This window comes from Faecalicatena contorta (assembly GCF_021531995.1).
In the GTDB taxonomy this organism is placed as follows: Bacteria; Bacillota; Clostridia; order Lachnospirales; family Lachnospiraceae; genus Dorea_A; species Dorea_A contorta_A.
The window spans coordinates 1-25,821 of sequence record NZ_JAFBIZ010000024.1 but is presented as its reverse complement, the minus strand read 5'-3'; the positions used below and the strand labels follow the sequence as shown (position 1 = coordinate 25,821).

General features: G+C 44.4%; 28 protein-coding genes. 24 read left to right on the top strand and 4 right to left on the bottom strand.

What is annotated here, in order from left to right; all coding sequences use genetic code 11:
* The first annotated feature begins 4 nt into the window (after positions 1 to 4).
* The 11 genes from modB to JQM82_RS05030 all read left to right on the top strand — a co-directional run bounded on the left by modB (position 5) and on the right by JQM82_RS05030 (position 10,199).
* The gene (gene modB, locus JQM82_RS05080; protein ID WP_235248962.1) at positions 5 to 700 is read left to right on the top strand and encodes a molybdate ABC transporter permease subunit; all 696 of its coding nucleotides are present in this window, start codon (positions 5 to 7) and stop codon (positions 698 to 700) included.
* Between the two features lie 3 nt (positions 701 to 703).
* Positions 704 to 1,765 carry a sulfate/molybdate ABC transporter ATP-binding protein gene (locus JQM82_RS05075; protein ID WP_235248961.1) on the top strand — a complete coding sequence of 354 codons (1,062 nt, stop codon included), beginning with the start codon at positions 704 to 706 and terminating at the stop codon, positions 1,763 to 1,765.
* Between the two features lie 108 nt (positions 1,766 to 1,873).
* Entirely contained in the window at positions 1,874 to 2,455 is a 582-nt protein-coding gene (locus tag JQM82_RS05070) for a xanthine phosphoribosyltransferase (RefSeq protein WP_235248960.1), read from the top strand.
* Between the two features lie 100 nt (positions 2,456 to 2,555).
* Complete coding sequence (gene moaC, locus JQM82_RS05065) at positions 2,556 to 3,035, top strand: cyclic pyranopterin monophosphate synthase MoaC (protein ID WP_235248959.1); 480 nt, start codon at positions 2,556 to 2,558, stop codon at positions 3,033 to 3,035.
* 5 nt (positions 3,036 to 3,040) lie between these two features.
* Entirely contained in the window at positions 3,041 to 3,742 is a 702-nt protein-coding gene (gene yqeC, locus JQM82_RS05060; RefSeq protein ID WP_235248958.1) for a selenium cofactor biosynthesis protein YqeC, read from the top strand.
* Positions 3,739 to 4,551 carry a selenium-dependent molybdenum cofactor biosynthesis protein YqeB gene (yqeB, locus tag JQM82_RS05055; RefSeq protein ID WP_331472777.1) on the top strand — a complete coding sequence of 271 codons (813 nt, stop codon included), beginning with the start codon at positions 3,739 to 3,741 and terminating at the stop codon, positions 4,549 to 4,551. Before yqeC ends, yqeB begins: the two co-directional genes overlap by 4 nt.
* A 97-nt stretch (positions 4,552 to 4,648) precedes the next feature.
* Entirely contained in the window at positions 4,649 to 6,049 is a 1,401-nt protein-coding gene (locus JQM82_RS05050) for a uracil-xanthine permease family protein (RefSeq protein WP_235248956.1), read from the top strand.
* Between the two features lie 21 nt (positions 6,050 to 6,070).
* Positions 6,071 to 6,862 carry an FAD binding domain-containing protein gene (locus tag JQM82_RS05045; protein WP_235248955.1) on the top strand — a complete coding sequence of 264 codons (792 nt, stop codon included), beginning with the start codon at positions 6,071 to 6,073 and terminating at the stop codon, positions 6,860 to 6,862.
* Between the two features lie 2 nt (positions 6,863 to 6,864).
* Positions 6,865 to 7,323 (top strand): (2Fe-2S)-binding protein, encoded by a 459-nt coding sequence (locus JQM82_RS05040; RefSeq protein WP_235248954.1) that lies wholly within the window; start codon positions 6,865 to 6,867, stop codon positions 7,321 to 7,323.
* A 4-nt stretch (positions 7,324 to 7,327) separates the two neighbouring features.
* Positions 7,328 to 9,619 (top strand): xanthine dehydrogenase family protein molybdopterin-binding subunit, encoded by a 2,292-nt coding sequence (locus JQM82_RS05035; protein WP_235248953.1) that lies wholly within the window; start codon positions 7,328 to 7,330, stop codon positions 9,617 to 9,619.
* On the top strand, positions 9,612 to 10,199 hold the full coding sequence (locus JQM82_RS05030; RefSeq protein ID WP_235248952.1) for a nucleotidyltransferase family protein: 588 nt from the start codon (positions 9,612 to 9,614) through the stop codon (positions 10,197 to 10,199). The genes JQM82_RS05035 and JQM82_RS05030 overlap by 8 nt, the downstream gene beginning before the upstream one ends.
* Here JQM82_RS05030 and JQM82_RS05025 read toward each other — a convergent pair.
* The 4 genes from JQM82_RS05025 to JQM82_RS05010 form a co-directional block, all read right to left on the bottom strand.
* The gene (locus JQM82_RS05025; RefSeq protein WP_235248951.1) at positions 10,194 to 11,222 is read right to left on the bottom strand and encodes an Rpn family recombination-promoting nuclease/putative transposase; all 1,029 of its coding nucleotides are present in this window, start codon (positions 11,220 to 11,222) and stop codon (positions 10,194 to 10,196) included. The two genes, JQM82_RS05030 and JQM82_RS05025, sit on opposite strands and share 6 nt — an antisense overlap.
* A 203-nt stretch (positions 11,223 to 11,425) precedes the next feature.
* Positions 11,426 to 11,968 (bottom strand): hypothetical protein, encoded by a 543-nt coding sequence (locus JQM82_RS05020; protein ID WP_235248950.1) that lies wholly within the window; start codon positions 11,966 to 11,968, stop codon positions 11,426 to 11,428.
* 35 nt (positions 11,969 to 12,003) lie between these two features.
* On the bottom strand, positions 12,004 to 12,597 hold the full coding sequence (locus JQM82_RS05015; protein WP_235248949.1) for a hypothetical protein: 594 nt from the start codon (positions 12,595 to 12,597) through the stop codon (positions 12,004 to 12,006).
* Between the two features lie 117 nt (positions 12,598 to 12,714).
* Complete coding sequence (locus JQM82_RS05010; RefSeq protein ID WP_235248948.1) at positions 12,715 to 13,215, bottom strand: hypothetical protein; 501 nt, start codon at positions 13,213 to 13,215, stop codon at positions 12,715 to 12,717.
* Between the two features lie 276 nt (positions 13,216 to 13,491).
* On the opposite strand from JQM82_RS05010, the gene JQM82_RS05005 reads away from it, so the two are divergent.
* The 13 genes from JQM82_RS05005 to JQM82_RS04945 all read left to right on the top strand — a co-directional run.
* A complete protein-coding gene (locus JQM82_RS05005; protein WP_235248947.1) occupies positions 13,492 to 13,923 on the top strand; it encodes a hypothetical protein in 432 nt (143 codons plus the stop codon).
* Positions 13,924 to 14,033: 110 nt separating this feature from the next.
* A complete protein-coding gene (locus tag JQM82_RS05000; RefSeq protein ID WP_235248946.1) occupies positions 14,034 to 14,909 on the top strand; it encodes a hypothetical protein in 876 nt (291 codons plus the stop codon).
* A 54-nt stretch (positions 14,910 to 14,963) separates the two neighbouring features.
* Entirely contained in the window at positions 14,964 to 16,112 is a 1,149-nt protein-coding gene (locus JQM82_RS04995) for a radical SAM protein (RefSeq protein WP_235248945.1), read from the top strand.
* A complete protein-coding gene (locus JQM82_RS04990; protein ID WP_235248944.1) occupies positions 16,109 to 16,396 on the top strand; it encodes a PqqD family protein in 288 nt (95 codons plus the stop codon). The genes JQM82_RS04995 and JQM82_RS04990 overlap by 4 nt, the downstream gene beginning before the upstream one ends.
* Before the next feature lie 8 nt (positions 16,397 to 16,404).
* Positions 16,405 to 16,869: a S24/S26 family peptidase gene (locus JQM82_RS04985; protein ID WP_235248943.1), complete on the top strand. Its 465-nt coding sequence runs from the start codon at positions 16,405 to 16,407 to the stop codon at positions 16,867 to 16,869.
* Positions 16,870 to 16,975: 106 nt separating this feature from the next.
* Positions 16,976 to 18,838, top strand: coding sequence for a nucleoside-diphosphate sugar epimerase/dehydratase (locus JQM82_RS04980; RefSeq protein ID WP_235248942.1), 1,863 nt, complete (start codon positions 16,976 to 16,978; stop codon positions 18,836 to 18,838).
* A gap of 189 nt (positions 18,839 to 19,027) precedes the next feature.
* Complete coding sequence (locus tag JQM82_RS04975) at positions 19,028 to 19,630, top strand: sugar transferase (RefSeq protein ID WP_420370604.1); 603 nt, start codon at positions 19,028 to 19,030, stop codon at positions 19,628 to 19,630.
* Between the two features lie 32 nt (positions 19,631 to 19,662).
* Positions 19,663 to 20,787 (top strand): glycosyltransferase family 4 protein, encoded by a 1,125-nt coding sequence (locus JQM82_RS04970; RefSeq protein WP_235248940.1) that lies wholly within the window; start codon positions 19,663 to 19,665, stop codon positions 20,785 to 20,787.
* A 16-nt stretch (positions 20,788 to 20,803) separates the two neighbouring features.
* Positions 20,804 to 21,898, top strand: coding sequence for an EpsG family protein (locus JQM82_RS04965; RefSeq protein ID WP_235248938.1), 1,095 nt, complete (start codon positions 20,804 to 20,806; stop codon positions 21,896 to 21,898).
* A gap of 6 nt (positions 21,899 to 21,904) precedes the next feature.
* Positions 21,905 to 22,966 (top strand): glycosyltransferase, encoded by a 1,062-nt coding sequence (locus JQM82_RS04960; RefSeq protein ID WP_235248937.1) that lies wholly within the window; start codon positions 21,905 to 21,907, stop codon positions 22,964 to 22,966.
* Position 22,967: 1 nt separating this feature from the next.
* Complete coding sequence (locus JQM82_RS04955; protein WP_235248936.1) at positions 22,968 to 23,795, top strand: glycosyltransferase family 2 protein; 828 nt, start codon at positions 22,968 to 22,970, stop codon at positions 23,793 to 23,795.
* Positions 23,796 to 23,815: 20 nt separating this feature from the next.
* Positions 23,816 to 24,934: a glycosyltransferase gene (locus JQM82_RS04950; protein WP_235248935.1), complete on the top strand. Its 1,119-nt coding sequence runs from the start codon at positions 23,816 to 23,818 to the stop codon at positions 24,932 to 24,934.
* 2 nt (positions 24,935 to 24,936) lie between these two features.
* Positions 24,937 to 25,821: hypothetical protein (locus JQM82_RS04945; protein WP_235248934.1), on the top strand; the 885-nt coding region annotated here is incomplete at its 3' end.

The following is a 25,821-nucleotide window of genomic DNA, read 5'->3' as shown; positions in this document are numbered from 1 at the left end:
CAAGATGCTAGATATATTAAAGAATCTGGACTACAGTCCTTTGATCATCTCATTGAAGACGGGAGTGGTGGCAACCTGTATTTCCTTCTTTCTGGGGATCTTTGCAGCCAGAAAAGTAATCATGGCTCCGCCGGGGAAAAAGGCGGTCATTGACGGAATTCTGACGCTCCCGCTGGTATTGCCACCGACGGTTGCGGGCTTCTTTCTGCTTCTTTTGTTCAGCAGAAGAAGGCCATTTGGAATCTTCTTATATGAAACATTTGACATTAAGGTTGTGCAGACGTGGCTTGGATGTATCATAGCAGCAACCGTCATTGCATTTCCGCTGATGTATCGGAACGCAAGGGCCGCATTTGAGCAGATTGATGTCAATCTGATCTATGCGGGGAGAACCCTGGGGATGTCTGAGACAGAGATTTTCTGGAAAGTCATCATCCCGACTGCGGGACCCGGTATCGCGTCAGGAACCATCCTGACCTTCGCCCGTGCGATGGGAGAATATGGGGCGACCTCCATGCTGGCGGGAAATATTCCGGGAAAGACGGGAACCATCTCCCAGAAGATCGCCATGGTCATACAGGACGGCGATTATCTGACGGCCGGAATCTGGGTGGCAATCGTAATCAGCATTGCATTCGTCATTATTGTACTTATGAACCTGATCTCATCCAGAAAAATGAAACATATCAAGAGGTGGTAACAGATGGGAGTAAAGATTGATATTCAGAAAAAAGTCGGGAACTTCCATCTGGATGTCCGGTTTCAGAGCGAGGCTTCCAGAATCGGAATCCTGGGAGCTTCCGGATGCGGAAAGAGTATGACACTGAAAAGTGTTGCGGGGATCGAACTGCCGGATCAGGGACTGATCGAGCTTGACGGGAAGGTGGTCTATAGCTCGAAAGAGAAGCTTTATGTTCGCCCGCAGGATCGTAATGTCGGATATTTATTTCAGAATTATGCGTTATTTCCAACAATGACGGTTGAAAAGAATATTGCTGTCGGAGTAAATGGAAGTAAAAATGAAAAAGAAGCAAGGGTTCAGGAGATGGTGCGTAGATTCCGCCTGGAGGGGCTGGAAAAGAGACTGCCGGGAGAGCTTTCCGGAGGGCAGCAGCAGAGGGTGGCGCTTGCCAGGATCATGGCATATGAGCCGAAAGTCATTCTGCTGGATGAGCCGTTTTCAGCTCTGGATATGTTTTTACGGGATCATCTGCAGCGGGAGCTGGAGGCGATGCTTGCGGACTATCAGGGCACGGTCATACTGGTCTCCCATAACCGGGATGAGATCTATCGATTCTGTGAAGATCTTCTGATTATGGATCAGGGAAAATCAGTGATTGCAGGACGAGCGAAAGAGATCTTCGAGAATCCGCAAAGAGTGGCGGCGGCCAGACTGACCGGATGTAAGAACATCTCCGGAATCAAAAGAGTGGATGCGCATACAATGTATGCGGATGACTGGGGTGTGGAGCTGCATACCGAAAGAGAGGTCGAAGAAGAGATTACCCATGTGGGATTTCGAGCGCATGAGTTTGTGCCGGTCTGGGGAGAGCGAAGGGAGAATTGCATCCGCGTGAAGATCAGTGGAAGTGCCAGTCTTCCATTTGAAATGAATTATTACCTGCAGCCGGAAAATCATCCGGAAGCAGAGGCATCACCGATTAGCTGGTTCGTGCAGAAAGAACGTCAGGAGCTCATCCGGAAGAAAGGAATGCCGGATTATCTGCAGTTTCCGGAATCGCAGCTTCTGCTGTTAAGATCTTAGATTGATTCTGCTATGGTTCCGGATTTTCCATCCTGAAATAGGTTTACAATAAAAAAGGAAACTGATATAATTTTGTTCAAATAAAGATAAAAGGATGAACAAAGGATCATGGAACTTTTAAAGGAACGTATTCGAAAAGATGGAATTATTAAGCCGGGGAATGTTCTGAAAGTGGACAGCTTTCTGAATCATCAGATGGACATTCAGTTGTTTAACGAGATCGGAAAAGAATTCAAGCGTCGTTTTGCGGATGTGAAGATTGACCGGATTCTGACGATTGAAGCTTCCGGTATCGGAATTGCCGCGATCGTAGCACAGTATTTTGACTGTCCGGTCGTATTTGCGAAAAAGACGCAGTCCATTAATCTGGACGGAACAATGTTGTCTACCAAGATCGAATCTTTTACGCATAAGCGGACGTACGATGTCATCGTGGCGAGTCGCTTTATTCAGCCGGGAGAGAATGTCCTGGTTCTGGATGACTTTATGGCTAACGGCTGTGCGGCGATGGGACTGATCGACCTGATCGAGTCTGCACATGCCAATGTAGTGGGAGTCGGAATCGTAATTGAAAAGGGATTCCAGCAGGGCGGCAAGATGCTTCGCGATAAAGGACTCCGCGTAGAGTCACTGGCAATCGTAGATGGTATGGATGCAGATACACAGAGCATTACATTTCGTGAGGATTAGATATCATAGTTAAGATTAGATTTGCAGCAGGTGGGTTTTGGTATACCCACCTGTATTTGTGTTATGAATCGTGTATGAAGGAAGGAGAAACAGAAAGCATATGGATGATTTTACACATTTTAATATACAGGGAAATGCGAAGATGGTAGATGTGGGGGAAAAGGGAGTCACCCACAGAAAGGCAGTTGCGGCGGCAGTCGTGAAGGTAAATGAAAAGACTTTTCAGCTGATTCAGACAGGTGGTATGAAAAAGGGAGATGTGCTGACTGTGGCACAGATCGCAGGTGTCATGGGAGCAAAAAAGACATCTGATCTGATTCCGATGTGTCATCCGATCGCTATTCACGGAATTGACCTTTCTTTTCATATGGATGAGGAAAACTGCCAGATTGAGATACAGGCAAGTGTTAGTTGTGACGGGAAGACCGGTGTAGAGATGGAAGCACTGACAGCGGTTACGACGGCAGCGCTTACGATCTATGATATGTGTAAGGCGGTGCAGAAAGATATGGAGATTACGGATATTCGCCTTCTGGAAAAATCCGGAGGTGTGCATGGGGACTTTAAGCGGGAGGATTAGATACGATGATATCTATGGAAGGAACATTTCCTTTTTTTCCGGAAACCGGACATGTGATTGCGCTGGTCGGAGCCGGAGGCAAGACAACGCTGATGTATGAGCTTGCAAGGCGATATGCGGAGCGTGGCGCAAAGGTGCTCGTCACGACAACCACGCACATCCACAGGCCGGAGGATGGACACCTGGTTTTGCATCTGGGGGAAGCCGGACAGCTGTGGGAGCAGGGGACCTATGCGGTGGCAGGAATTCCCTGTGAAGAGGGAAAGCTTTGCAGTCTTTCGGAGAAGGAATTGGATGAATATATACAGATGGCAGATGTGGTACTGATCGAGGCGGATGGATCAAAACGCATGCCCTGCAAAGTTCCGGCTTCGCATGAGCCGGTGATTCCAGAATCCTGCGACATCGTGATCGGTGTTATGGGAATGCGCGCATGGGGAAGACCCCTGGAAGAAGTGTGCTTTCGGAAGGAAGAAGCGATGTGTCTTCTTGGAGTCAAGCCCCGGGAGATCTTAGATGAGGAGCGGATGGCAGCGATCCTGGCGGCGGAGGATGGAACCAGAAAGAATGTCGGAGACAGGGAGTATTGCGTGGTGCTCAGCCAGTGTGAGACGGAGGAACGAATGCAGGCAGCCGGGCGGATCCGGGAACTTTTAAAGAAGCGGCATATTGAGCATTGTGTGATCGGGAAGGAGAAAGTAGAATGATGAAAAAACTGATTATTGTGCGCGGGGGCGGGGACCTGGCAACAGGAACGATTCATCGCCTGTGGTCGGCGGGACTTCCGGTTCTGGTACTGGAAGCAGAGCATCCGGCGGCTATCCGGCGCCAGGTGGCAGTCAGTGAAGCAGTCTATGACGGACATGCCTGTGTAGAAGACATGAAGGCGGTTCTGATTCATGACTGTGATGAGATAGAAGCAGTGGTAAAAAAACAGGAAGTCCCGGTTCTGGTAGATCCGAACGGGGATTCTATCCGAAGACTTTGCCCGGAAGTAGTGGTGGATGCGATTCTTGCCAAGAAAAATCTGGGCACCAGCAGGAATCTGGCACCGCTTACGGTTGCACTCGGCCCCGGATTTGAAGCGGGGAAAGATGTGGATGTCGTTATTGAAACGCGTAGGGGACATAATCTTGGACGTGTCATCCGCAGTGGTTCTGCATATCCGAATACAGGAGTGCCTGGGAATATTGGCGGTTACTCAAAGGAACGTGTCATGCATGCAGAAAAAGAGGGAATCTTTCATAATTGCAGAAAAATCGGAGATATTGTAACGGCGGGAGAGGAGATTGCATGGATTGAAACCGAGGATGGAGGCAGATGCCCGGTGCCTGCGACGCTGACTGGAATCCTGCGCGGCCTGCTCAGAGAGGGGTATCCGGTTACCCGGGGATTTAAGATCGCGGATATCGATCCGCGAAAGGAAGAACTGGCAAATTGCTTCACGATCTCGGATAAAGCCCGGTGTATTGCAGGAAGCGTTCTTGAGACGGTGATTCCCAGGTTTCTGGTATAAATTCTGACTGTTTGTCGATTCCTGTATTTTTCTCTCCAATTCTCATCCTCTTTCTGATATAATGATTATGCATAAATGAAGGAGGATTATCGTTATCATGGATAAGAGTAAGGAAAGTACAGATGCTGTGATGAGCAGCCCATATGAATTTGAAGGGAAGTTACCGCTAAAACAGGCAATTCCGTTAGGACTTCAGCATGTGCTGGCGATGTTTGTCGGCAATCTTACGCCGATTCTGATCATTACCGCAGCATGCGGATCAGAGGACTTTGCCGCAATTCAGGTATCATTGTTACAGAACGCCATGCTGATTGCCGGTATCGTCACCCTGGTACAGCTGTATGCACTCGGTCCGGTAGGGGGAAAGGTTCCGATCATCATGGGAACCAGTTCCGGATTCATCGGTGTATTTCAGAGCATTGTAAATATTATGGGAGGCGGAGTGGTTGCTTATGGCGCGATTATGGGCGCCAGCATGATCGGCGGTCTCTTTGAGACGGTTCTGGGAGCTTTTTTAAAACCGCTGCGGAGATTCTTCCCGTCTGTTGTAACGGGTACCGTAGTACTGGCAATTGGTCTATCACTGATCGGCGTGGGTGTCAGCTCTTTCGGAGGCGGCTCTTCTGCCAGCGATTACGGTTCCGTAGAGAACCTGTTGATCGCGTTGGTGGTAATGATTGTGATTCTGGCGTTGAAGCACGGAACCAAAGGAATGACCAGCTCTTCCTGTATCTTATTGGGAATCATTGTTGGTTATATCATCTGTGCAGTTTTGCCGTTATTCCTTTCTACAACTGCAGTGAACGCAGAGGGCGTGGAATATACAAAAGCATGGGTACTTAACTGGGACAAAGTGGCACAGGCAAAGTGGGTTGCAGTCCCGAAGTTACTGCCGGTGAAGCCGGTCTTTGATCTGCGTGCGATCATTCCGGTTCTGATTATGTTTGTCGTTACTGCTGTAGAGACGGTTGGGGATATCTCCGGCTGTATTGAAGGTGGAATGGGACGAGAGGCAACCGATACAGAACTGTCCGGCGGAGTCATCTGCGATGGTGTAGGGTCTTCGTTTGCAGCGCTCTTTGGTGTCCTTCCAAATACATCTTTCAGCCAGAATGTCGGACTTGTAACGATGACGAAGATCGTGAACAGATATGCACTTGGCTGTGGCGCAGTATTTCTGATCCTGTGCGGACTTCTGCCGAAACTTGCCGCACTGGTATCCATTATGCCGCAGTGTGTACTTGGCGGAGCCGCTGTTATTATGTTCTCATCCATTGTGATGAGTGGTATTCAGCTGATCACAAAGGAACCATTGAATGCAAGGAGCATGACGATCGTATCCGTTGCGTTGGGACTGGGATATGGAATTGGTGCGAATGGTGCAATTCTTGCGGTACTACCGGAGACTGTCAGACTGATCTTTGGTGGTTCCGGAATCGTACCGGCTGCATTTGTCGCGATTATATTGAATATTCTGCTTCCGAAAGAGGAAGCATAGATAACCCGGAGGTTGGATTATATGATTTCTTTTCAACAATATGTAAGGCCCGAAAGCCTGGAAGAAGCATACACGCTGTGCCAGAAAAAGAATAATGTTGTGGTCGGAGGTATGCTGTGGCTGAAGATGCAGAATGGCAGACGGGGAACGGCCATCGACCTGTGTGATCTTGGACTGGATCAGATTGAAGAGACTTCAGAGGAATATCGGATTGGAGCCATGGTGTCCCTTCGTACACTGGAACTGCATGAGGGACTGAACACAATGACCGCAGGGGCGTTAAGAGAGGCAGTCTGTCATATCGTGGGCGTACAGTTTCGCAATGTGGCTACGATCGGCGGAAGTATCTACGGACGTTTTGGCTTTTCTGATGTTCTGACCCTTTTCATGGCACTGGATGCAAAAGTAGAATTATATCATGCGGGAATTATGAGCGTAAAAGAGTTCGCAGATTATCCAAGGGAAAAGCGGGATATTCTGGTTCGGGTCATTGTTCCAAAGACACCTGTACGTACGGTGTATCTGTCGATGCGCAATACAGAGACGGACTTTCCGGTTCTGACCTGCGCACTTGCAGAGCGCAACGGGCAGTATACATGTGTGATCGGAGCGCGTCCAATGAAGGCAGTGGTTTTTGAAGATGAGAAAAAGATACTTGCAGGCGGTGTGACGGAGGAGTCGGCTGCTGCATATGCCAGGGATGTTGCAGACAGCGCGGTATTCCAGAGCAATCTGCGGGCGGGAGCCGAATATCGTAAGAAAATATGTGAAGTGCTGGTACGTCGTGCGGCACTTGCACTTCGGGAGGTTTAACCATGAACATAGAACTGACACTGAATGGAAAAAAGATCTCTTCGGAGATAGAACCGGATCTTCTGCTGATTGATCTTGTCAGAGCGCATGGATGTGCCTCTGTAAAACGTGGATGTGAGACTTCTAACTGTGGACTTTGTACGGTTCTGATGGATGGAGTACCGGTACTTTCCTGCAGCATTCTGGCTGCAAGAGCAGACGGACATGTGATCCAGACACTGGAAGGACTTCAGGAAGAAGCGGAAGAATTCGTCGGATTCATTGCAGATCAGGGAGCCGAACAGTGTGGATTCTGCAATCCGGGATTCGTTATGAATACGATCGCACTGCTTCGGGAGAATCCGGATCCCTCCGATGATGAGATCCGTGCATATCTGGCGGGAAATCTCTGCCGTTGTTCCGGATATGAAGGGCAGCTTCGCGGAATCCGTGCATATCTGAACTGGAAGAAGGAGGTGTAAACGCATGGAACAGAATCTGAAAAGTGTGGGACAGCCCGTCCGAAAGAAGGATGCCATGCAGCTCCTGTTGGGGCAACCCGTCTATGTAGATGATATTACCCCTTCTGATGCTCTGGTGGTAAAGGTACTTCGAAGCCCGCATGCACACGCATGGATTGAAGAAGTTAAGACGGATATTGCAATGAAGGTGCCGGGAATCGTAGGAATCTATACTTATAAAGATGTGCCGCAGAAGCGCTTTACCATGGCCGGACAGACCTATCCGGAGCCTTCTCCTTATGACCGTCTGCTGTTGGATCAGAGGGTGCGTTATGTGGGAGATGTTGTGGCTATCGTGGCTGGTGAGACGGAAAAAGCCGTAGACAGAGCGCTGAAGATGATCAAGGTGAACTATCAGGTGCTGGAGCCGGTGCTGGATTTTCGAAAGGCAAAGGACAATCCGATTCTGGTGCACCCGGAAGAAAACTGGGAATCGCTGTGCCCTGTTGGAGCAGATAATCAGAGAAACCTGTGTGCCAGTGAAGTGTCTTCGGATGGAGATGTAGATGCGGTACTTGCGGATTGTGACGAGATCGTGGATCATACGTATCATGTGAAGGCCTGTCAGCAGGCGATGATGGAGACCTTCCGTACCTATACGGAGATCGATCGATACGGAAGACTGCATGTGATCAGCTCGACACAGATCGTCTTCCATTGCCGACGTATTATAGCCAATGCACTGGATATTCCAAAGTCAAAAGTGCGGGTGGAAAAACCGAGGATCGGCGGCGGGTTTGGTGCAAAACAGACGGTGGTGGCAGAGGTGTATCCTGCTTTTGTTACCTGGAAGACAAAGCGTCCGGCGAAAATGATCTATACACGAGAAGAGTGTCAGACAGCAGCTACTCCACGCCACGAGATGGAAGTTCATGTGAGACTTGGCGCATCAAAGGAAGGAAAAATACGTGCATTGGACGTCTATACCCTGTCCAATACAGGCGCTTACGGTGAACATGGTCCGACAACGGTGGGCTTGTCCGGTCACAAATCCATTCCACTGTATACAGGGGGACTGGAAGCACACAGGTTCGCCTATGATGTGGTATATACGAATGTGCAGGCAGCAGGCGCCTACCGTGGATACGGTGCAACGCAGGGGATTTTTGCTCTGGAGAGCGCGGTAAACGAACTGGCGGCCCGCCTTCAGATGGATCCGATCGAGCTGCGTATGAAGAATATCGTGCGTGAGGGCATGGTCATGCCGGCGTATTACGGAGAAAAGGCACAGGCATGTGCATTGGATCGCTGTCTGGAAAGATGTAAAGAATTGTTCCACTGGGATGAAAAGTATCCGGTACGTGATATGGGCAATGGAAAGGTTCGAACGGCTGGTATGGCATTGGCAATGCAGGGATCCTGCATCTCAAATCTGGATGTCGGTTCTGCGACGGTGAAGCTTGGAGATGAAGGATTTTACAATCTGATCATCGGGGCAGCAGATATGGGAACCGGATGCGATACGATTCTTGCACAGATGGCAGCAGAATGTATGGGATGTTCGATTGATGAGATTGAGGTCTATGGAGCAGATACGGATTCCTCTCCATACGATTCCGGCTCTTATGCATCATCAACTACTTATATCACAGGAAAAGCGGTAGAGATGGCCTGCGAAGAATTAAAAGAAAATATGTGTAAGATCGCTGCCGGTATGATGAACTGTGAGGTGGAAGAGGTGGAATTTACAGGGGATGGTGTCCGAAAGCTGGATGGAACAGGATGCATCTCCAGATTTGATATTGCTACGAAGTCGATGGCGAATAATGAGATTGTGGTTCAGACAACCGCAACGCACAGTTCACCGGTATCTCCACCGCCTTATATGGCAGGAATGGCAGAGATCGAGCTGGATAAGGAGACTGGTAAAGTGGATATCCTTGATTACGTTGCAGTGGTAGACTGCGGTACTCCGATCAATCCGAATCTTGCAAGGATTCAGACAGAAGGAGGCCTGGTACAGGGAATCGGAATGGCACTTTACGAAAACGTCACATATTCAGATAAAGGAAGAATTCTGGAAAACTCCTTTATGCAGTATAAGATTCCGACACGGCTGGATATGGGACATTTAAAAGTGGAATTTGAATCCAGCTATGAACCGACAGGGCCGTTTGGTGCAAAATCTATTGGAGAGATCGTAATTAATACACCGGCTCCGGCGTTGGCACACGCCATCTATAACGCAACAGGAGTATGGCATCGAACATTGCCGATCACTCCGGAGAAGATACTCATGGGGTTGGAAGATGAATAAATATATCATATATCTGGCGGCTGGTAACAGCCGCCGTTTTGGCACAAATAAACTATTACATCCATATAAAGGAAAACCATTGTATCGCTATGGGCTGGATATGATACGGGAATATTGCAAAAGGCAGGAAAACTGCTCTGTACTGGTTGTAACACAATATGAAGAGATCCTTTCACAGATGGAAGAAGAGGGAATTCCGGTGGTATACAGTCCGGACAGTCCCAAGGGGATGTCGTATTCAATAAAAGCAGGAATTCAGGTTCTGAAGCAGGTAATATCAGAAGAAGATTATCTGATCTTCTTTGTGGCAGATCAACCGTGCCTGTCAGAAAACACACTGGAACGACTGGCCTGTCTGGCAGATCAACCGGGACTGAATGTGGAGACTGCTTCTGTGGTGTATCATGGAAAGCCCGGGAGCCCGACGATGTTTTCCGCCAGACTGATACCAGAACTTCTGGAACTCCAGGGAGATGAAGGTGGGCGGAAAATTATTCGCAGGCATAACTGCGTCCAGGTGGAAGCAGAAGAAGAGAGAGAATTGCAGGATATAGACTATGCACAAGATGCAGAACTATAAACGTCTGGATTTTAAACGTTTGTTTTCGCTTTGGAGAGAAAGAATAAACGAATCCTTCTCATGCAAGGCAGTATCCTTCTCAAGCAGGGAGATGTTTTGCTGCCGTATCGTTTCTTGCAATTCACTGATCTGATCCTGCATTTCGTCAATCATGTATTGAACGGTGTTTTTGTCTAATTGTAGAAGTTCTTTAGAGAACATATTCATCATCCTTTCCAAGTCTAAGCAAAGTTCGTAGGCTTCACGGTATAGTTGCTCGAAGTAAGGGTACACCTGAATGAGATTCAGTATCGTATCTGGATCATCGATACTGAGGAAAGCAAGCCAGGCTTCCAGATTACTCGTGGTTAATATATTTTTATTATTGAATATATTTCGGAAAATGTCAAGGGGAATAAAGATATATTCCTGAAGAAGATCCAGGTGGAGTCCGGAGTCGGATTGTTGGGTGAAATGATGGATGAATGTGTCGGGGAACTGGTGGAATTCAGAAGTGCTTTTTTCGAAAAACACGATAGTAAAGACCTTGTGAATGTCTTTGTAGTGGAAAGACTTTCCTTTTTGCTTTTTGATTCTTTTGTATTGTCGGAGGAGAAGATCTGCGGAATAGCAGGCACTGCGCTGGCCGGTAAAGGCATAACCGATTTTCTGCATCTCGATATTGGCAATGCTGCCGTCTTCGAGTTCTACTACAATATCCATAATAAGCAGAGAGGATTCAGCGGAGATACGGGCTGACTCGTTGGGAAGGACCTTCAAAATATTTATTGGAATGTTGAGGATGAGAAAAAGCAGATATTCAAGCCGTTCCTTTGAGACGTCGGGGTTGAAGAGTGCTTTGAAAAAAGAATCATATAGAAGTTTGAGACCGCGAACACCGGTACAATAATCGAGAAAACGTTCCTGGTCTTCTGTTTTCCAACTGTAGAAGACAGAAGATAGCGGGGATGAATGTTGAATCAAATCAAGTATTTCACTGCGATCTCGAATGATAGGAAAATGTTCTTTCAGGTTGTTTTGCATAGGCAAGGCTCCTTTGTGAGTGAGACTTGGGAGAAAGGATTCGCATTGTGAAGGATAAGATATAAGAATAGAAACAATAGAAATAATAAATCAAAGAGTATATGTAATATAATATATTTATTAAGAATTGTCAATGGGAAAATAAAAAAGAAAGGCATCCCCCAAGCTCTACATAGCTTAAAAGACACCCTTCTGTAAAGGGATTATTCAACCAGTGATATGCCGAATGTCATAGTTCCTTTGTACGGGATCCCGGGTTCAAGATTGATACCTGCGCCCTGGCTGACTGGCTTGGCCGTATATGTAACGCTTCCTGCTTCAGTGAAAGAAGCCAGTTCTGTGCCGGTTGCGGTATCCTTGCCGGTCGTCTCGATCACACTGCCGTCCGGTGCGATGAGCTGATAGCGAAGGACACTGGAGTAAGACGGCTTGGATGTTTTTCCGGTAAGTACCAGCTGGTTGCGGTAGTAATCAGTTCCCGCGATCGTCACAGAGATTCGTTTGCCGCCGAGATACGAGATGTCGGATGCTGTGATGGTGAGCGGCGATCCCTCATCTGCCAGAGAGAGGGTTGATGGAATCGATATTGTGTAGGTCGGGGTATTCTGCTTCATATAAGAGAATTCCGTAGATGCTTCTGTGGTCTGTTCAGTCGCCTGATCCGCAGCAAATGCAGTACCTGGGACTGCAGCGCAGACAAGAAGTGTGAATGCAGTGAAAGTCACTAATAAATTTCGAAATTTCATATATTATGTCTCCTCGCTGTTCGTTTGTGTCCGGATTACTGGTTTGCCGGAAGGTTTTCTACACTTACTGTAAAGTTGATCGCGCCCCACCAGTAAGGCTTGTCTGCTGTCTTGGTATCATCCAGAGGAGTTACGCGGTAGTACTTGGTAGCGTCTTCTGTAAATGCAAGTACTTCCTGATCGAAGTCTGTCAGAGCAGCGCCGTAGGATCCGTCAGTAAGCTTTGGCTGTACATTGTACTTCATGAATTCATAACCACAGTACAGGTTGTACTTATGATCATCATCACGATAATTCTTCGGGAAAGAAGAAGACCAGGTGTCACGAACTTTTACGGAGAGATATTTTCCGTTTTCTACCATGTTCTTAACATTGGATACTTCTACCCATACGTCGGTACCGTCTTCCTGCATATTCAGGGACTGTGGAACCTTGATCGTATAAGCTGGCTTCAGAGCGTCTTCGTACTTCAGAGACAGACCAAAGTTCTCTGTAGAGTTACCGATTCTTGTCCATTCTACCGTTCCGGGCTGGATACCAGGTGTTTCTGCTGCGTGAACCGCTGTTGGTGCGACTGCTGCTAATGTAAGAGCAAGCGCAAGCATAGATGTTACAATTCTTTTTTTCATGATTCATTCCTCCTTCATATTCAAAGTATATATGTGTGGTGCAGATATACACAGGATCTATATGGGAATCTGGATGTCTTATAGACGAGATCCTGAACCTGCATCTTTTTAAGGGGATCAACCCTTAAAAACGTGTAAAGTGGTCTCAATGTCAGACCCATTGTAAGATGTCTTCCCGTCCGGGGAAAATGTATTGATCCGGATGATAAAGTTATAGTCGCCCTCATCCATAGCCCTTGACAGCTTCTGGTTCATGATCGCTTTGCCGGGCTTGACCATATCGGAAGTGTAGAGAATCTCATCTGTATCTTTTAAAATCAGCTGAAACTGGAACAGACACTGGTTGGACTCCGGATTGGTCAGTACGATATTGGAGGTATCCTCGCCTGCCTTCATGGAAACGGTGTCATATCCCGGCATGGTGATGTATCCCTCTTCGGCATCCGCATCCATATCATCGCTCCAGTCGACCGCATCCTGACTGTAGGCGGGAGTGCCGTTCTTTAGCTCCATATAGTGCAGATAAAACATGCGTCCGGCAACTGCGAGCAGAATCACTGCAAGCAGAGAACAGATCATGATGATGCATTTTTTCTTATTTTGTAATCCTGTGTGCATAAGAAATCGTCTCCTTTGTTCTGTGAATTGTTACAATGTGCATTATAGGAAACGATTATTAAAATCATAGAAAGGCATGGTTAGAAGAGGGTGAAATGTTTGTAAAAAATAAAATAAGTCAGAATAGGGTATTATTGATTATAAAAGTGTTGACAGAAAAGGAATATATGGTATTGTATATGTATATAGATGTAAATGTGAATAAATATTCATTTATTATCTGTAAGAGAAGAAGATAATGAAACTCAAGAGTGAAAAAATAAGGGGATGAATGTGATGAAGAGAGTCTATACAACACCAGTTGTTGCATTTGAAGCATACAGTTTGACAAGTCAGATTGCGGGAGCATGTGCTGACGCAGGAAAGACACCGATCGGAAAGGTGGATCCGATCACAATTAAAGGAACAAGAGTGCATTGTGTAATGGCAGATACAAATACTCCTAAAAATTGTTCTCCAGGAGCACATACCTGGGAAGTAAGCTTGGATGGCACCATATTTGCGGACGGAAATAAAGAGAACGGATGTACCCATGATGTGTATACTCAGGCAGATTATGCAGCATTATTAGCTAGGAGTATGGCTGGTGGATCTACCGTTTCCGGTAAGATCTGCAGTGAAGGAACACATTTCTGCTTTAAGGGAGAGTCTCACGAGCATACCGGCTCATTTGCGGTGGCAGATTACAGCAACTACTTCCAGTCATGATATTATTTTTGTTAATCGGATCTACAGTTTCAGATGCCCTTTTCTACATTAGAAAAGGGCATCTTTACGAAAGTTTTCAGAGAATCATGTGACAGGGCGGAGGGATTGATGTGAGGATATGTGTCGCAGATGTATATTTGAATCTGATCGTGGACATCGATCAGGAATTATTGACGGAAACGGCATATGCAGAAGAGATTGAAGAATCTCAGGATAATCGCTTCTGGAGAACCGAAGATGATAACACCGGGAATCCGATCCATATCTATCCACTGGCACAGCTTCCGCCTGCAGGAGGCAAGACGATCTGGGAGAGTGATACCTGTACGGTCCGGGGTTCCGGGGATGTAGAAGTCCGCATCTATCACGATGGCATCATAAAGCAGCCTTATGCGTTCTACAGTGAAGGGAAGGATCGCGGAATACGGGTATTCTGTGAGGAAGGCTGGCTGCGCCGCAATTACAGAAGGAATTATCTTTTTAACGTGTGTGCACTGGAAAAACGTCTGATACAGGAAGATAGAATCGTATTCCACAGTTGTTATATCCAGGTTCAGGGAAAGGGGATCTTGTTCTCCGGAGACTCCGGAATCGGAAAAAGTACGCAGGGGGCACTCTGGGAAGCTTATGCGGGGGCATTGTTGGTCAATGGTGATCGTTCGGCCCTTGGAAAATGTGGAGAAAAGTGGTATGTCTACGGATTCCCGTTTTCAGGTACGTCAGGCATCTGCAGGAATATTACCAGTCCGCTGCATGCAATTGTGTTCTTGAAACAGGCAAAAGACAATCACATGCGCAGGATAGATGCAGCGGAAGCGATTCGTCTGCTCTGGTCCCAGATGACGGTTAATCAATGGAACCCCGAGTTTGTGGATATGGTACTGAATCAGATCAACATGCTTGCAGCGGAGGTTCCGGTCTACGAACTGTCGTGTACTCCGGACATAGAAGCTGTAACCTGCGCAAGAGAAATACTTCATATCTAAGAAATCATAGAACTATATAACGATCTTAATTCTTAATCGACCAGGAGGATATTTGTGGATGTTATAGAAGAACTGGGCAGTGCAGAACGCATGCTTGCCCTGCGCGCGGCAGCAATGCATGTGCCTTATGCGGGAACATTTGAATTGACACCACTTTGCAATATGAATTGTAAAATGTGTTATATCAGAACATCACCGGATGCAATGATGCGACAGGGGAGAATTCAAAGTGCAGATGAATGGATTCGGATTGCAGAAGAAGCAAGAGATAAGGGACTTCTGTATCTGCTTCTTACCGGCGGAGAACCATTTCTGTACCCGGAATTCGACCGGTTATATCGCTGGCTCGGCGAGAGCGGAATAGTGGTGATGTTAAATACCAACGGAACATTGCTTACGGAAAAACGGGCAGATCTGCTGCAGAAGTACCCGCCCCGGAAGGTAAATATATCGCTTTATGGCGCAAGTGCTTCAACTTATGAACGAGTCTGTGGGGATGCCGGAGGGTATGCAGCCACTTTGCGGGCAATCCGATTATTGAAAGAACGAAAAATTCCGGTGAAATTAAATTGTTCCCTGACTCCACTGAATTCTGAAGATCTGAAAACAATGCATTGCATAGCTGATGAGATGGATGTTCCGATTCAGGTGACTCCCTATATGTTCCCACCGGTTCGGAAGAACGGCGTGAATACAGAGGAATTTCTGAGGTTTGAACCAGAAGAGGCGGCAGGCATGATTCTTGAAAATGCGAGGATCAGCCTGAAAGAGCAGGGAATGTATCAAGCATGGGTGGAATCTAAGCTGCAGGAGTATGAAGCATATCAGAAAGAGCCTTATATGAACCGGTCGCGTGGATTCTCCTGCTTTGCGTCCAAGAATCATTTCTGGATCAACTGGAAGGGAGAGATGCTTCCGTGTGGAATGCTTAATATAGAAGGAACGCAGGTGTTGGAGCGGGGGTTTGCCGCATGCTGGGAAGAGATCGGGACGAAAGGCGCACAGATCTGCAATCCATCAAAGTGTTGTGCGTGCAAGAAGCGTATATTGTGCCATATCTGTTCTGCGGCAAGTCTTGCCGAAACCGATGCCTGGGATCAGAGCCCGGAATATCTTTGCCGCATGACGGAAGCATTGCTTACACTGCTTCAACAGGAGCGGAAGAGATTGGCGACATCAATAGAATGCGGGGATAAGAGATGAGAGTGAAAAAGGAATATATGATAAGAAATATTGCAGGGCAGGACGTGATCGTTGCAACCGGAAGTGAAGCGATGAAGTACAATGGTCTGTTAACCGTATCTCCGACAGGAAGATTTCTTCTGGAGCATTACGCGCAAGCGAAGGATATCTCAGAATTGATAGAGATGGAACTGGAAGAGTTTGAAGTAGACGCAGAGACCGCTGCAAAAGATGCGGTTGGATTCACGAATGCCATGCTGGAGTACGGACTGATCGAGATGGATGATCCGGAAAAAAACTGGTAGGAGATGGAATGAAAATATTAGAAACAGAGGCATATATTGATACACTGGTGGATATGGTTGAACAGGGAAATGAAGTTTTACTTGTGGTAGTAGGACACAGCATGGAACCATTTTTGGTTCATGAACGCGATCAGGTGTTGCTGTCACCAATTACCCGGGAGGTCCGAAAGGGAGATATCATATTATATCAGCGTGAAAATGGTCAGTACATTCTCCACCGTATCTGCCGGATCAGAGCGGATGGGTACGACCTGGTGGGAGACAATCAAAACCTTTGTGACATAGAGGGTCCGATACAAAGGAAACAGATGCGAGCGATCGTCCGAAAAGCCAGAAGGAATGGGAAGGAAGTGCAGGAGGGAGACCTTTTGTGGCGGATATTTCAGAAAGAATGGCTGAGGCTGATCCGCTGGCGGCGATACCTGAAAAAAATGTTATATATCAGACATTTGATCAGAAAGGGTCGGGCATAAGAGGATGGATGATGTAATAATTCATGGCTCATCACGCAAAAATATATGCTATAATATATCATTAGACCAAGAAAAATAAGCAGCCAGATAGAAATAAGGAAATACTATGGAAAATAAGAAGAAAGAGTTTAATTATCAATTACTGATAAGAAGAATCTGTCTGATCATTCTGGATATTGCGTGCATTATAGGTGCGTCTGTGGCGGCACTGCTGACAAGATTTGAATTTCAGTTTTCTTCCATCCCGGAGGAATTTCTGGATGTGATTACAAAATATGAGATTTATTTCATCATTATTACATTACTTGTATTTATCGTTTTTCGCATATACAGCAGTCTATGGGAATATGCCGGTATAGAAGAAGTATTCAGTATCATATTGGCATGCCTCCTGTCAGAGCTGTTTAAGATAGGCATTATAGCGGTTACATGGAGTGTTATGCCGAGAAGCTGGTATGTACTGGACGTCCTGTATCTGATGATCCTGATCGGCGGCAGTCGCTTCGTCTACCGTATGGCTCGCATGCGCAGGCATAACCGTGCATTTCCATGGAGAAAGCGCAAGCGTGTCATGGTGATTGGCGGCGGAGAAGCCGGCAGAGCCCTGATCGCAGAGATACAGAACAGTCAGTATCTGAATCAGCAGGTATGCTGTATCATTGACGATGACCCGGCAAAACAGGGAAAATATATCAAAGGAATCAAGATTGTGGGAGGCCGCAATACGATCAAGTGGAATGTCACACGGTATAATGTCCAGCAGATCATTGTGACGATTCCATCGGCGGGAGCAGCGACGCTTCGCCCCATTCTTGACATCTGCAAGGAGACAGAATGTGAACTTCTGATCATTCCGGGGGTCTATCAGCTGGTCAACGGAGAAGTAAGTGTAAGCAAGCTTCGCCCGGTCAGCATCGATGACCTGCTGGGAAGAGAAGAGATCCAGGTGAATCTGGATGAAGTCATGGGTTATGTCTCCGGAAAAGTGATTATGGTTACCGGCGGCGGTGGCTCTATCGGAAGCGAGCTGTGCAGACAGCTTGCCACACATCATCCGAAGCAGCTGATTATCTTCGATATCTATGAAAATAATGCGTATGACATTCAACAGGAACTGCTGAGGAATCATCCGGAGCTGAATCTGGTAGTACTCATCGGTTCTGTGCGGGACGAAAACCGGCTGGAAAGCATCTTTAAAAAATACCATCCGGAGCTCGTCTATCATGCGGCAGCACATAAGCATGTGCCGCTGATGGAGGACAGTCCGAACGAGGCCATTAAGAATAATGTCCTTGGTACATATAAACTGGTGGAGATGGCAGACCGCTTCCATGTGAAGAAGTTCGTACAGATCTCTACCGACAAGGCAGTCAATCCGACCAATATCATGGGTGCCTCCAAGCGTATCTGTGAGATGATCATTCAGACCTATAACAAACGGTCTGAGACAGAGTTTGTAGCAGTTCGATTTGGAAATGTCCTGGGAAGCAACGGAAGCGTGATTCCGTTGTTCAAAAAGCAGATTGAACATGGAGGGCCGGTGACAGTGACGCATCCGGACATCATCCGTTACTTTATGACGATTCCGGAGGCTGTGTCTCTGGTGCTTCAGGCAGGCGCCTATGCAGAAGGTGGAGAGATATTCGTCCTGGATATGGGTGAGCCGGTCAAGATCCTGGATCTGGCAAAGAATCTGATTCGTCTGTCCGGACTGAAGCTGGGGCAGGATATCGAGATTGAATTCACAGGACTTCGCCCGGGAGAAAAGTTATATGAAGAACTTCTGATGGATGAGGAAGGCATGACAGACACGCCGAATAAACTGATCCATATCGGACATCCGATCGACGTGGATGAGGATAAACTGTCTTACGCACTCTATGTGCTGGAGAACGCAGCAGAGCGTGAGACGGATGATATGCGTCTGATCGTGGAAAGTGTGGTTCCGACGTACCATCCGAAAGTATAGATACAGATAACTACAGGGCAGAAGTAAAAAAGAGGGCTTCTGTCCTGTTTGTCATGACAGGGGATATCCTTAAAATGGACAAATCCTGAAGAATGGGATAGAATAAGGATATCAAAGCAGAATGTGAGTAAAAGGAAATATCAGGGAATGAGAAAAACGAATATGGTCACGAAGCGAAAGCTGTGTTATATGAAAGTGAAAAATGTAGCAGACAGAATACTCGGAGGGATCGGACTGATCGTCCTGTCTCCGGTCTATCTGGCAATCATCATCGCAATCAAGGCAGAAGATGGTTTATTTGCTCCCGCGTTCTTCAGTCAGAAGAGAGTCGGGATACATAAAACGTATTTTCAACTGTATAAATTCCGGTCGATGAAAGTAGATACGCCGCATGACAAACCGACGCATCTGCTGGAGAATCCGGAACAGTATATTACGAAGACAGGGCGATTCCTGCGCAAGACATCCCTGGATGAGCTGCCTCAGTTGTGGAACATCGTCCGAGGGGACATGGCAGTGATCGGTCCCAGACCGGCACTCTGGAATCAGGATGATCTGATTGCAGAAAGAGACCGCTACGGGGCCAATGACGTGAAGCCGGGACTGACCGGGTGGGCACAGATCAATGGCCGTGATGAACTGGAGATTGAATACAAAGCTAAACTGGATGGCGATTATGTGAAGCGCATGGGATTATGGATGGATATTCGCTGTTTCTTTGGGACGATCTTCTCTGTACTTCGAAGCGACGGAGTGGTAGAAGGCGGAACCGGAACGATGAAAAAACGATAAATTGGTAAAAAGGATATTAAAAGGATGAGATAATGAAAAAAGTATTATTTGTTGCAACAGTTGTTCGTTTGCATATAAATATGTTTCATAAACCTTTTATAAAATGGTTCCATGATCAAGGGTGGCAAGTAGATGTTGCTGCTAATAACGATTATGAGAATCCGGCAGATTGTATAATTCCCTATTGTGATAATTTTTACTGTCTACCGTTTGAAAGGAGCCCAATTAAAAAAGGAAATTGGAATGCATATGTGCAGTTAAAAAAATTAATAGATAACAATCATTATGATATTATCCATTGTCACACTCCGATGGGAAGCGTGATTACAAGATTAGCTGCAGGAGCTAGCAGAAAAAATGGAACGAGAGTAATATATACGGCTCATGGGTTTCACTTTTATAAAGGTGCACCGGTGATCAATTGGTTGCTTTATTATCCAATTGAGAGAATATTAGCGCATAGGACTGATTTGTTGATTACAATGAATCAAGAAGATTATCTCAGAGCTAAAACATTTAAAGCAAAAAAAGTTGCAATGGTTAATGGAGTTGGATTAGATTTGCACAAATTTGTTGAGGCAACTTTGCAGGAAAAACAAGCAGTTCGCAAAGAATTAGGATTGAATGAAAAGGATATTTTTGCGATTTCTGTAGCTCAGCTTATTAAGAGGAAAAACCATATAGTATTGATACAGGCGGTTGCAAAGTTGGATAATCCACATTTTCATCTGTTTATATGCGGTGATGGAATTCAGGAGGAAGAATTAAAAGCGAAGGTAAGAGAGTTAGGAGTTCAAAATCAGGTGCATTTTCTGGGATTTAGAAAGGATGTTTATCGTATTTGCAGTGCAGCGGATCTCTTTTTGTTTGCTTCATTGCAGGAGGGGCTTCCAGTTGCAGTTATGGAAGCAATGGCTTGTGGCCTGCCAATTATAGCATCTAATATTCGAGGTAATACAGATCTGATTGATACAGGAAAAGGTGGCTATCTTGTTGATCCAAATGATGTTGATGGTTTTGTAGAAGCTATCTCTGCGGTAGCTAGTGACAAGTTAGCATTAGATGATATGGAAAGTTATAATTTAAAAAAAATCCAGCGATATGGCAGAGAAGCGGTGCTTGATGAAATGGCTGCTCTGTATAGAAGTATGATGTGAATGTGAGGTGTGGTGTGTGGTTTTTCAATGGTATTTGTTTGTTCTCATTTTTGCAGTTGCATTATTAGCGGGTGTAAGTAAACAGACTTATATAGTGGATTCTTATGGACAAAAAGAAATTAGGTATGACTGGTTCCCCGTGTTGGCAATCTTGTTGCCGCTTATCTACATGGCGGGCACAAGAGCAGATCTGGGGTTCGGTGATACATCTGCATATCGTTCTGGATTTTATTCGTTACCTAGTTCTTTAAGTGGATTAACTGAATATTTTAATCAGGCTTCAAAAGACAAAGGATTTACCGTTTTTTCGGTATTAATTAAGTCGATAATTGGAAATCGAGATGTGATTTATTTCCTTATTATTGCAACTATTTGTCTTACTTGCGTGTTCTGCGTATATAAGAAGTATTCTTGCAATTTTGTTATGACGGCATTTTTGTTTGTTGCTTCGACAGACTATATTCAGTGGACTTATAATGGCATTCGTCAATTTCTTGCAGTTTGTTTGATTTTTGCATGTACAGGGTTAATACTTAAAAAAAAGTATGTACCTGTAATTGTGATTATTTTAATTGCAGCAACTGTTCATGCAACCGCATTGATGATGATTCCGATTATCTTTATTGTACAAGGAAAACCTTTTAATAAGAAAACAATGTTGTTTCTGGGAGGAGTACTAGTAGCAGTGGCCTTTATCGACCATTTCACGGATATTATAACTATTGTCATGGAAAATACCCAGTACAGCGGCGAAATAGATCAGTTTCTAGGTACAGAAGGTACCAGTTATCAACGAGTTATTGTTTATTCAATTCCAGCTTTGATTGCGTTTGTTTTCAGAAGAAGAATAGCTTTAGTTGATAACAGAATGATAAATATGTGTGTTAATATGTCCGCTGCTTGTTTAGGGTTATATGGACTTAGTGCCTTTTCTAGTGGATTGTTTTTGGGCCGATTGCCAATATTCGTTTCATTGTACAATTATATCCTGCTCCCCTGGGAAGTAGAAAATATTTTCACCAAAGAATCGGCTAGGATTTTATATTTGGTGATGATTATCTTGTATTTGATTTTTTATCATTATCAAGTTACCGTTGTATGGGGGTTGTAAGTAGAAATGAGAAAACAGCCAATAATATCAATTGTTATTCCAGTATATAATGCGTCAAAGCATTTGGAACAGTGTTTAGAAAGTGTATTGGGACAATCATATAAAGCCTTGCAGGTATTATGTGTAGATGACCATTCTACGGATAATTCATTGGAAATACTTTATAGATACGCGAAACAAGATAACCGCGTCACGGTGATTACAAAACAGAATGAGGGAGTTTCGTTAGCTAGAAACCTTGGATTGGATAACGTCTGTGGTGAATATGTTTTATTTGTAGATAGTGATGATTGGATTGACTTACATACTTGTGAAATTGCAATAGATTATGCTTTGAAGGGTAATCATGACGTAGTTATGTGGTCGTACACCAGAGAACGGAAAGGGAAATCTCAGGATAAACAGATTTTCGAAGAAGATGTTGTGTTTGGTTCTGACGTGGTAGTGAGGGATAAATTGCATCGCAGAATGGTTGGAATCTTAGATGATGAATTGCGTAGACCAGAAGATGCAGATGCTTTGTGTACTGTGTGGGGGAAGTTGTACCGGACAGATATTATTCAAGAAAACAAAATTAGGTTTTATGACATTCGTGAGATAGGTACATATGAGGATGGATTATTCAATTTGGATTTCTTTTTTTATGCTCGTAATGCAATGTTTATTAACAAACCTTTATACCATTATCGTAGAACTGTAAGCAGCTCATTAACAAGTTCATATAATTCAAGGTTAAGAAATCAGTGGCAAAAGCTGTTTCAAGTTCTAGATGATTATATTATAGAACATCAGTTAGGAGGGAATTATAGGCAGGCATTAAATAACAGAATCGCTTTGAGTGTGATTCCATTGGGAATTAATGCTGTTTCCAATGTGGGCAGTATAAAGAGGCAACTGGAGGAAATTAGGGAAATAATAACTGAAAAAAAATGTGCTGAAGCAATTAAAATACTCAATAAATCATACTTTCCTATTCATTGGAGAGTGTTTTTTGGCTTTGCTGAGCATAAGAATACGTTGGGGTTATATTTTTTGTTGATGGGAATTCAGAAGATTCGAGGTAAGTGAGATGCAAGAAGATAAGAAAATATCCATTTTAATGGGAATATATAACTGTGAGAATACATTAAGAGAGGCAATAGACTCCATAATTGCACAAACATATTCAAATTGGCATTTCATCATTTGTGATGACGGCTCTAAAGATGCATCTTGGGAAATTGCAAAAGAGTATGCTGAAAATGATCCGGAGAGATTTCTGGTAATCAAAAATGGGAAGAATTTGGGGCTTAACGCTACATTGAATAAATGTTTGGCACTGGCAGACGGAGATTATATTGCAAGAATGGATGGAGATGACATATCTGTTCCAGAGCGTTTTGAAAAAGAAGTAGATATATTGAATAATCATCTTGAATATGATTTAGTCAGTTCGCATATGATTACTTTTGATGAGAGTGGCGAGTGGGGATGTATTACAACGTTAGAAAAGCCGCAGAAGAGAGACTTTCCTACTCATGTTCCAATGTTTTGTCATGCACCATGTATGATTAGAAAGGAAGCTTTTTTGGATGTAGAGGGATATACTGAAGATCCTCGGCTTCTGCGTGTAGAGGATTATCATCTTTGGTATAAATTTTACGCAAAAGGATATGTAGGTTACAATATCCAGGAGCCTTTATATAAAATGCGAGATGATAGAAATGCATTGCATAGAAGAACTGTGTCAGCTAGGATGAATGGCATATATGCTACATTTCTAGGCTATAAAATGTTGGAGTTGCCGGTATGGATGTATGTCTATGCAGTAAAAAATGCTATGATAGAATTGATAAAAATTGTCATCCCGGATTGTTTATATGAAGTTTTTCACAAACGGCATCTTCAAGCAAAATAAATTATTAGGTGGATAAAACAATGATTCATATTTTATTTTTAATTCCTAATCTTGGACATGGCGGTGCTGAAAAAGTGCTTGTAAATCTGGTTAATAATATGGATCGTTCTAAGTACGATATCACTGTAATGACCTTATATAATGAAGGGGTGAACAGGGAGTCACTTGCGTCGCACATACATTATAAAACGTGTTTTAAGCGATCTTTTCTAGGTGTTTCTCATTTGCTCAAAATTTTTTCTCCAGAGTTTTTGTATCGACACTTAGTTGGCGAAAGATACGATATTGTTGTTTCTTATCTAGAGGGTCAAACTGCCCGAATCGTCAGTGGCTGTAAGGACGGCACTACGAAAAAAATGTGCTGGATTCACAGAACGATGACTTCTTTGGAAGATGCAGCACGATTATTCCGAAACGTTGAGGAAGCTAAGAAGTGCTATTCCAATTTTGATGTAATTGTATTTGTTTCAAAGGATGTGCAGGCTGCTTTTATGAATCTTTTTAAGTTGGATATAAAAGGTGTTGTAGCATACAATACTAACCAAACGGATATGATTCTTGAAATGTCTGAAAAAGTAATTCAAACAGAATGTTTTGCTCCTGACGAGTTCAAAATTTGTGCTATGGGAAGTCTATATCCGGTTAAGGGTTTTGATAGGCTTCTAAATATACACAAACGCCTCCGAGAAGATGGCTATATGGTGCATACATATATCTTGGGAGAAGGCGTGGAGAAAGAGCAACTTGAAAAACAAGCAAAACAGTACGGCATAGAGGCGTCTTTTACTTTATTGGGATACCACAAAAATCCGTATGCTTATATGAAGCAGTGTGATTTATTTGTGTGTTGTTCGAGATCGGAAGGTTTTTCAACTGCTGTTACGGAAGCGTTGATTTTAGGCATTCCAGTTGTGACTACAAAGGTTTCTGGAATGACAGAGTTGCTTGGTGAAAATCAAGAATATGGAATTGTAACACATAATGATGAAGAGTCTTTGTTACAGAGTATTGTGGCGATAATGAACGAGCAAAAACTGTTGGAACATTATCAGAATCAGGCAGTTATTCGAGGTAAAGACTTTATGACAGAAAAAACTGTTGAAGATGTTCAAAAACTGTTTGAAAATTTGTGGGAGTGAGTATGACTAAATTGTTTTCAAAACTATTAGAAGATGGGTGGAATGTTGCTTTTCGGCAGCTTCCAGAAGGCGAAATTTTAGACAATGTGAAATCTCCTTTTCAGGTAATTCCTAATACGTGGAGAACATGGGAAGCTGATCCGTTTGTCCTACAATATGAAGGAAATACATATATCTTTGCAGAGATGTACGATTACATCAAAAGACGAGGAGCAATCGGTTATACAAAATGGGAGAACGACAGATTTACTCCGTGGAAGAAAGTAATTTGCGAACCGTTTCATATGTCATATCCTAATGTGTTTATACGAGATGATGGGATTTATATGTTGCCGGAAACGAGTGCAGGGCATAAATTGCTTTTGTATAAAGCGGTGAATTTTCCAGAAAAATGGGAGCAACATACTATTATTGCGGAAAATGTCATGTGGGTTGATACTACTTTTTTTGAAAATAGAGGTGTCTTATATGCGATTACCACAGATGTAGCAGACGAAGAGAATCACAAGGATTATCTGTTGAAATTTGATGATCAATTCAGTATTTCGGAGAAATATCAAATTCATGAAAAAGATATTGACCGTTCTCGATGTGGTGGTCGTTTCTTTGTTCACACTGGGAAGTTGATTCGGGTTTCGCAAGATTGTTCTCAACGATACGGAGGTGCATTAATTTTTAGCGAGATGTGTCCGGATCAAGTTGTTGATAAAGGATTACAGAATGTTTTTCGCCATATTTCTCCGGAAGATTTGCAAATTGCAGAGAAAAAGAAATGGATTGGTTTGCATACCTATAACGCAGTTCCACAGTTTGAAGTTATAGATATTGAAAAACCTCATTTCAATATTTTTGGCATAATAATCAGAGTGCTAGGAAAGGTATATAGA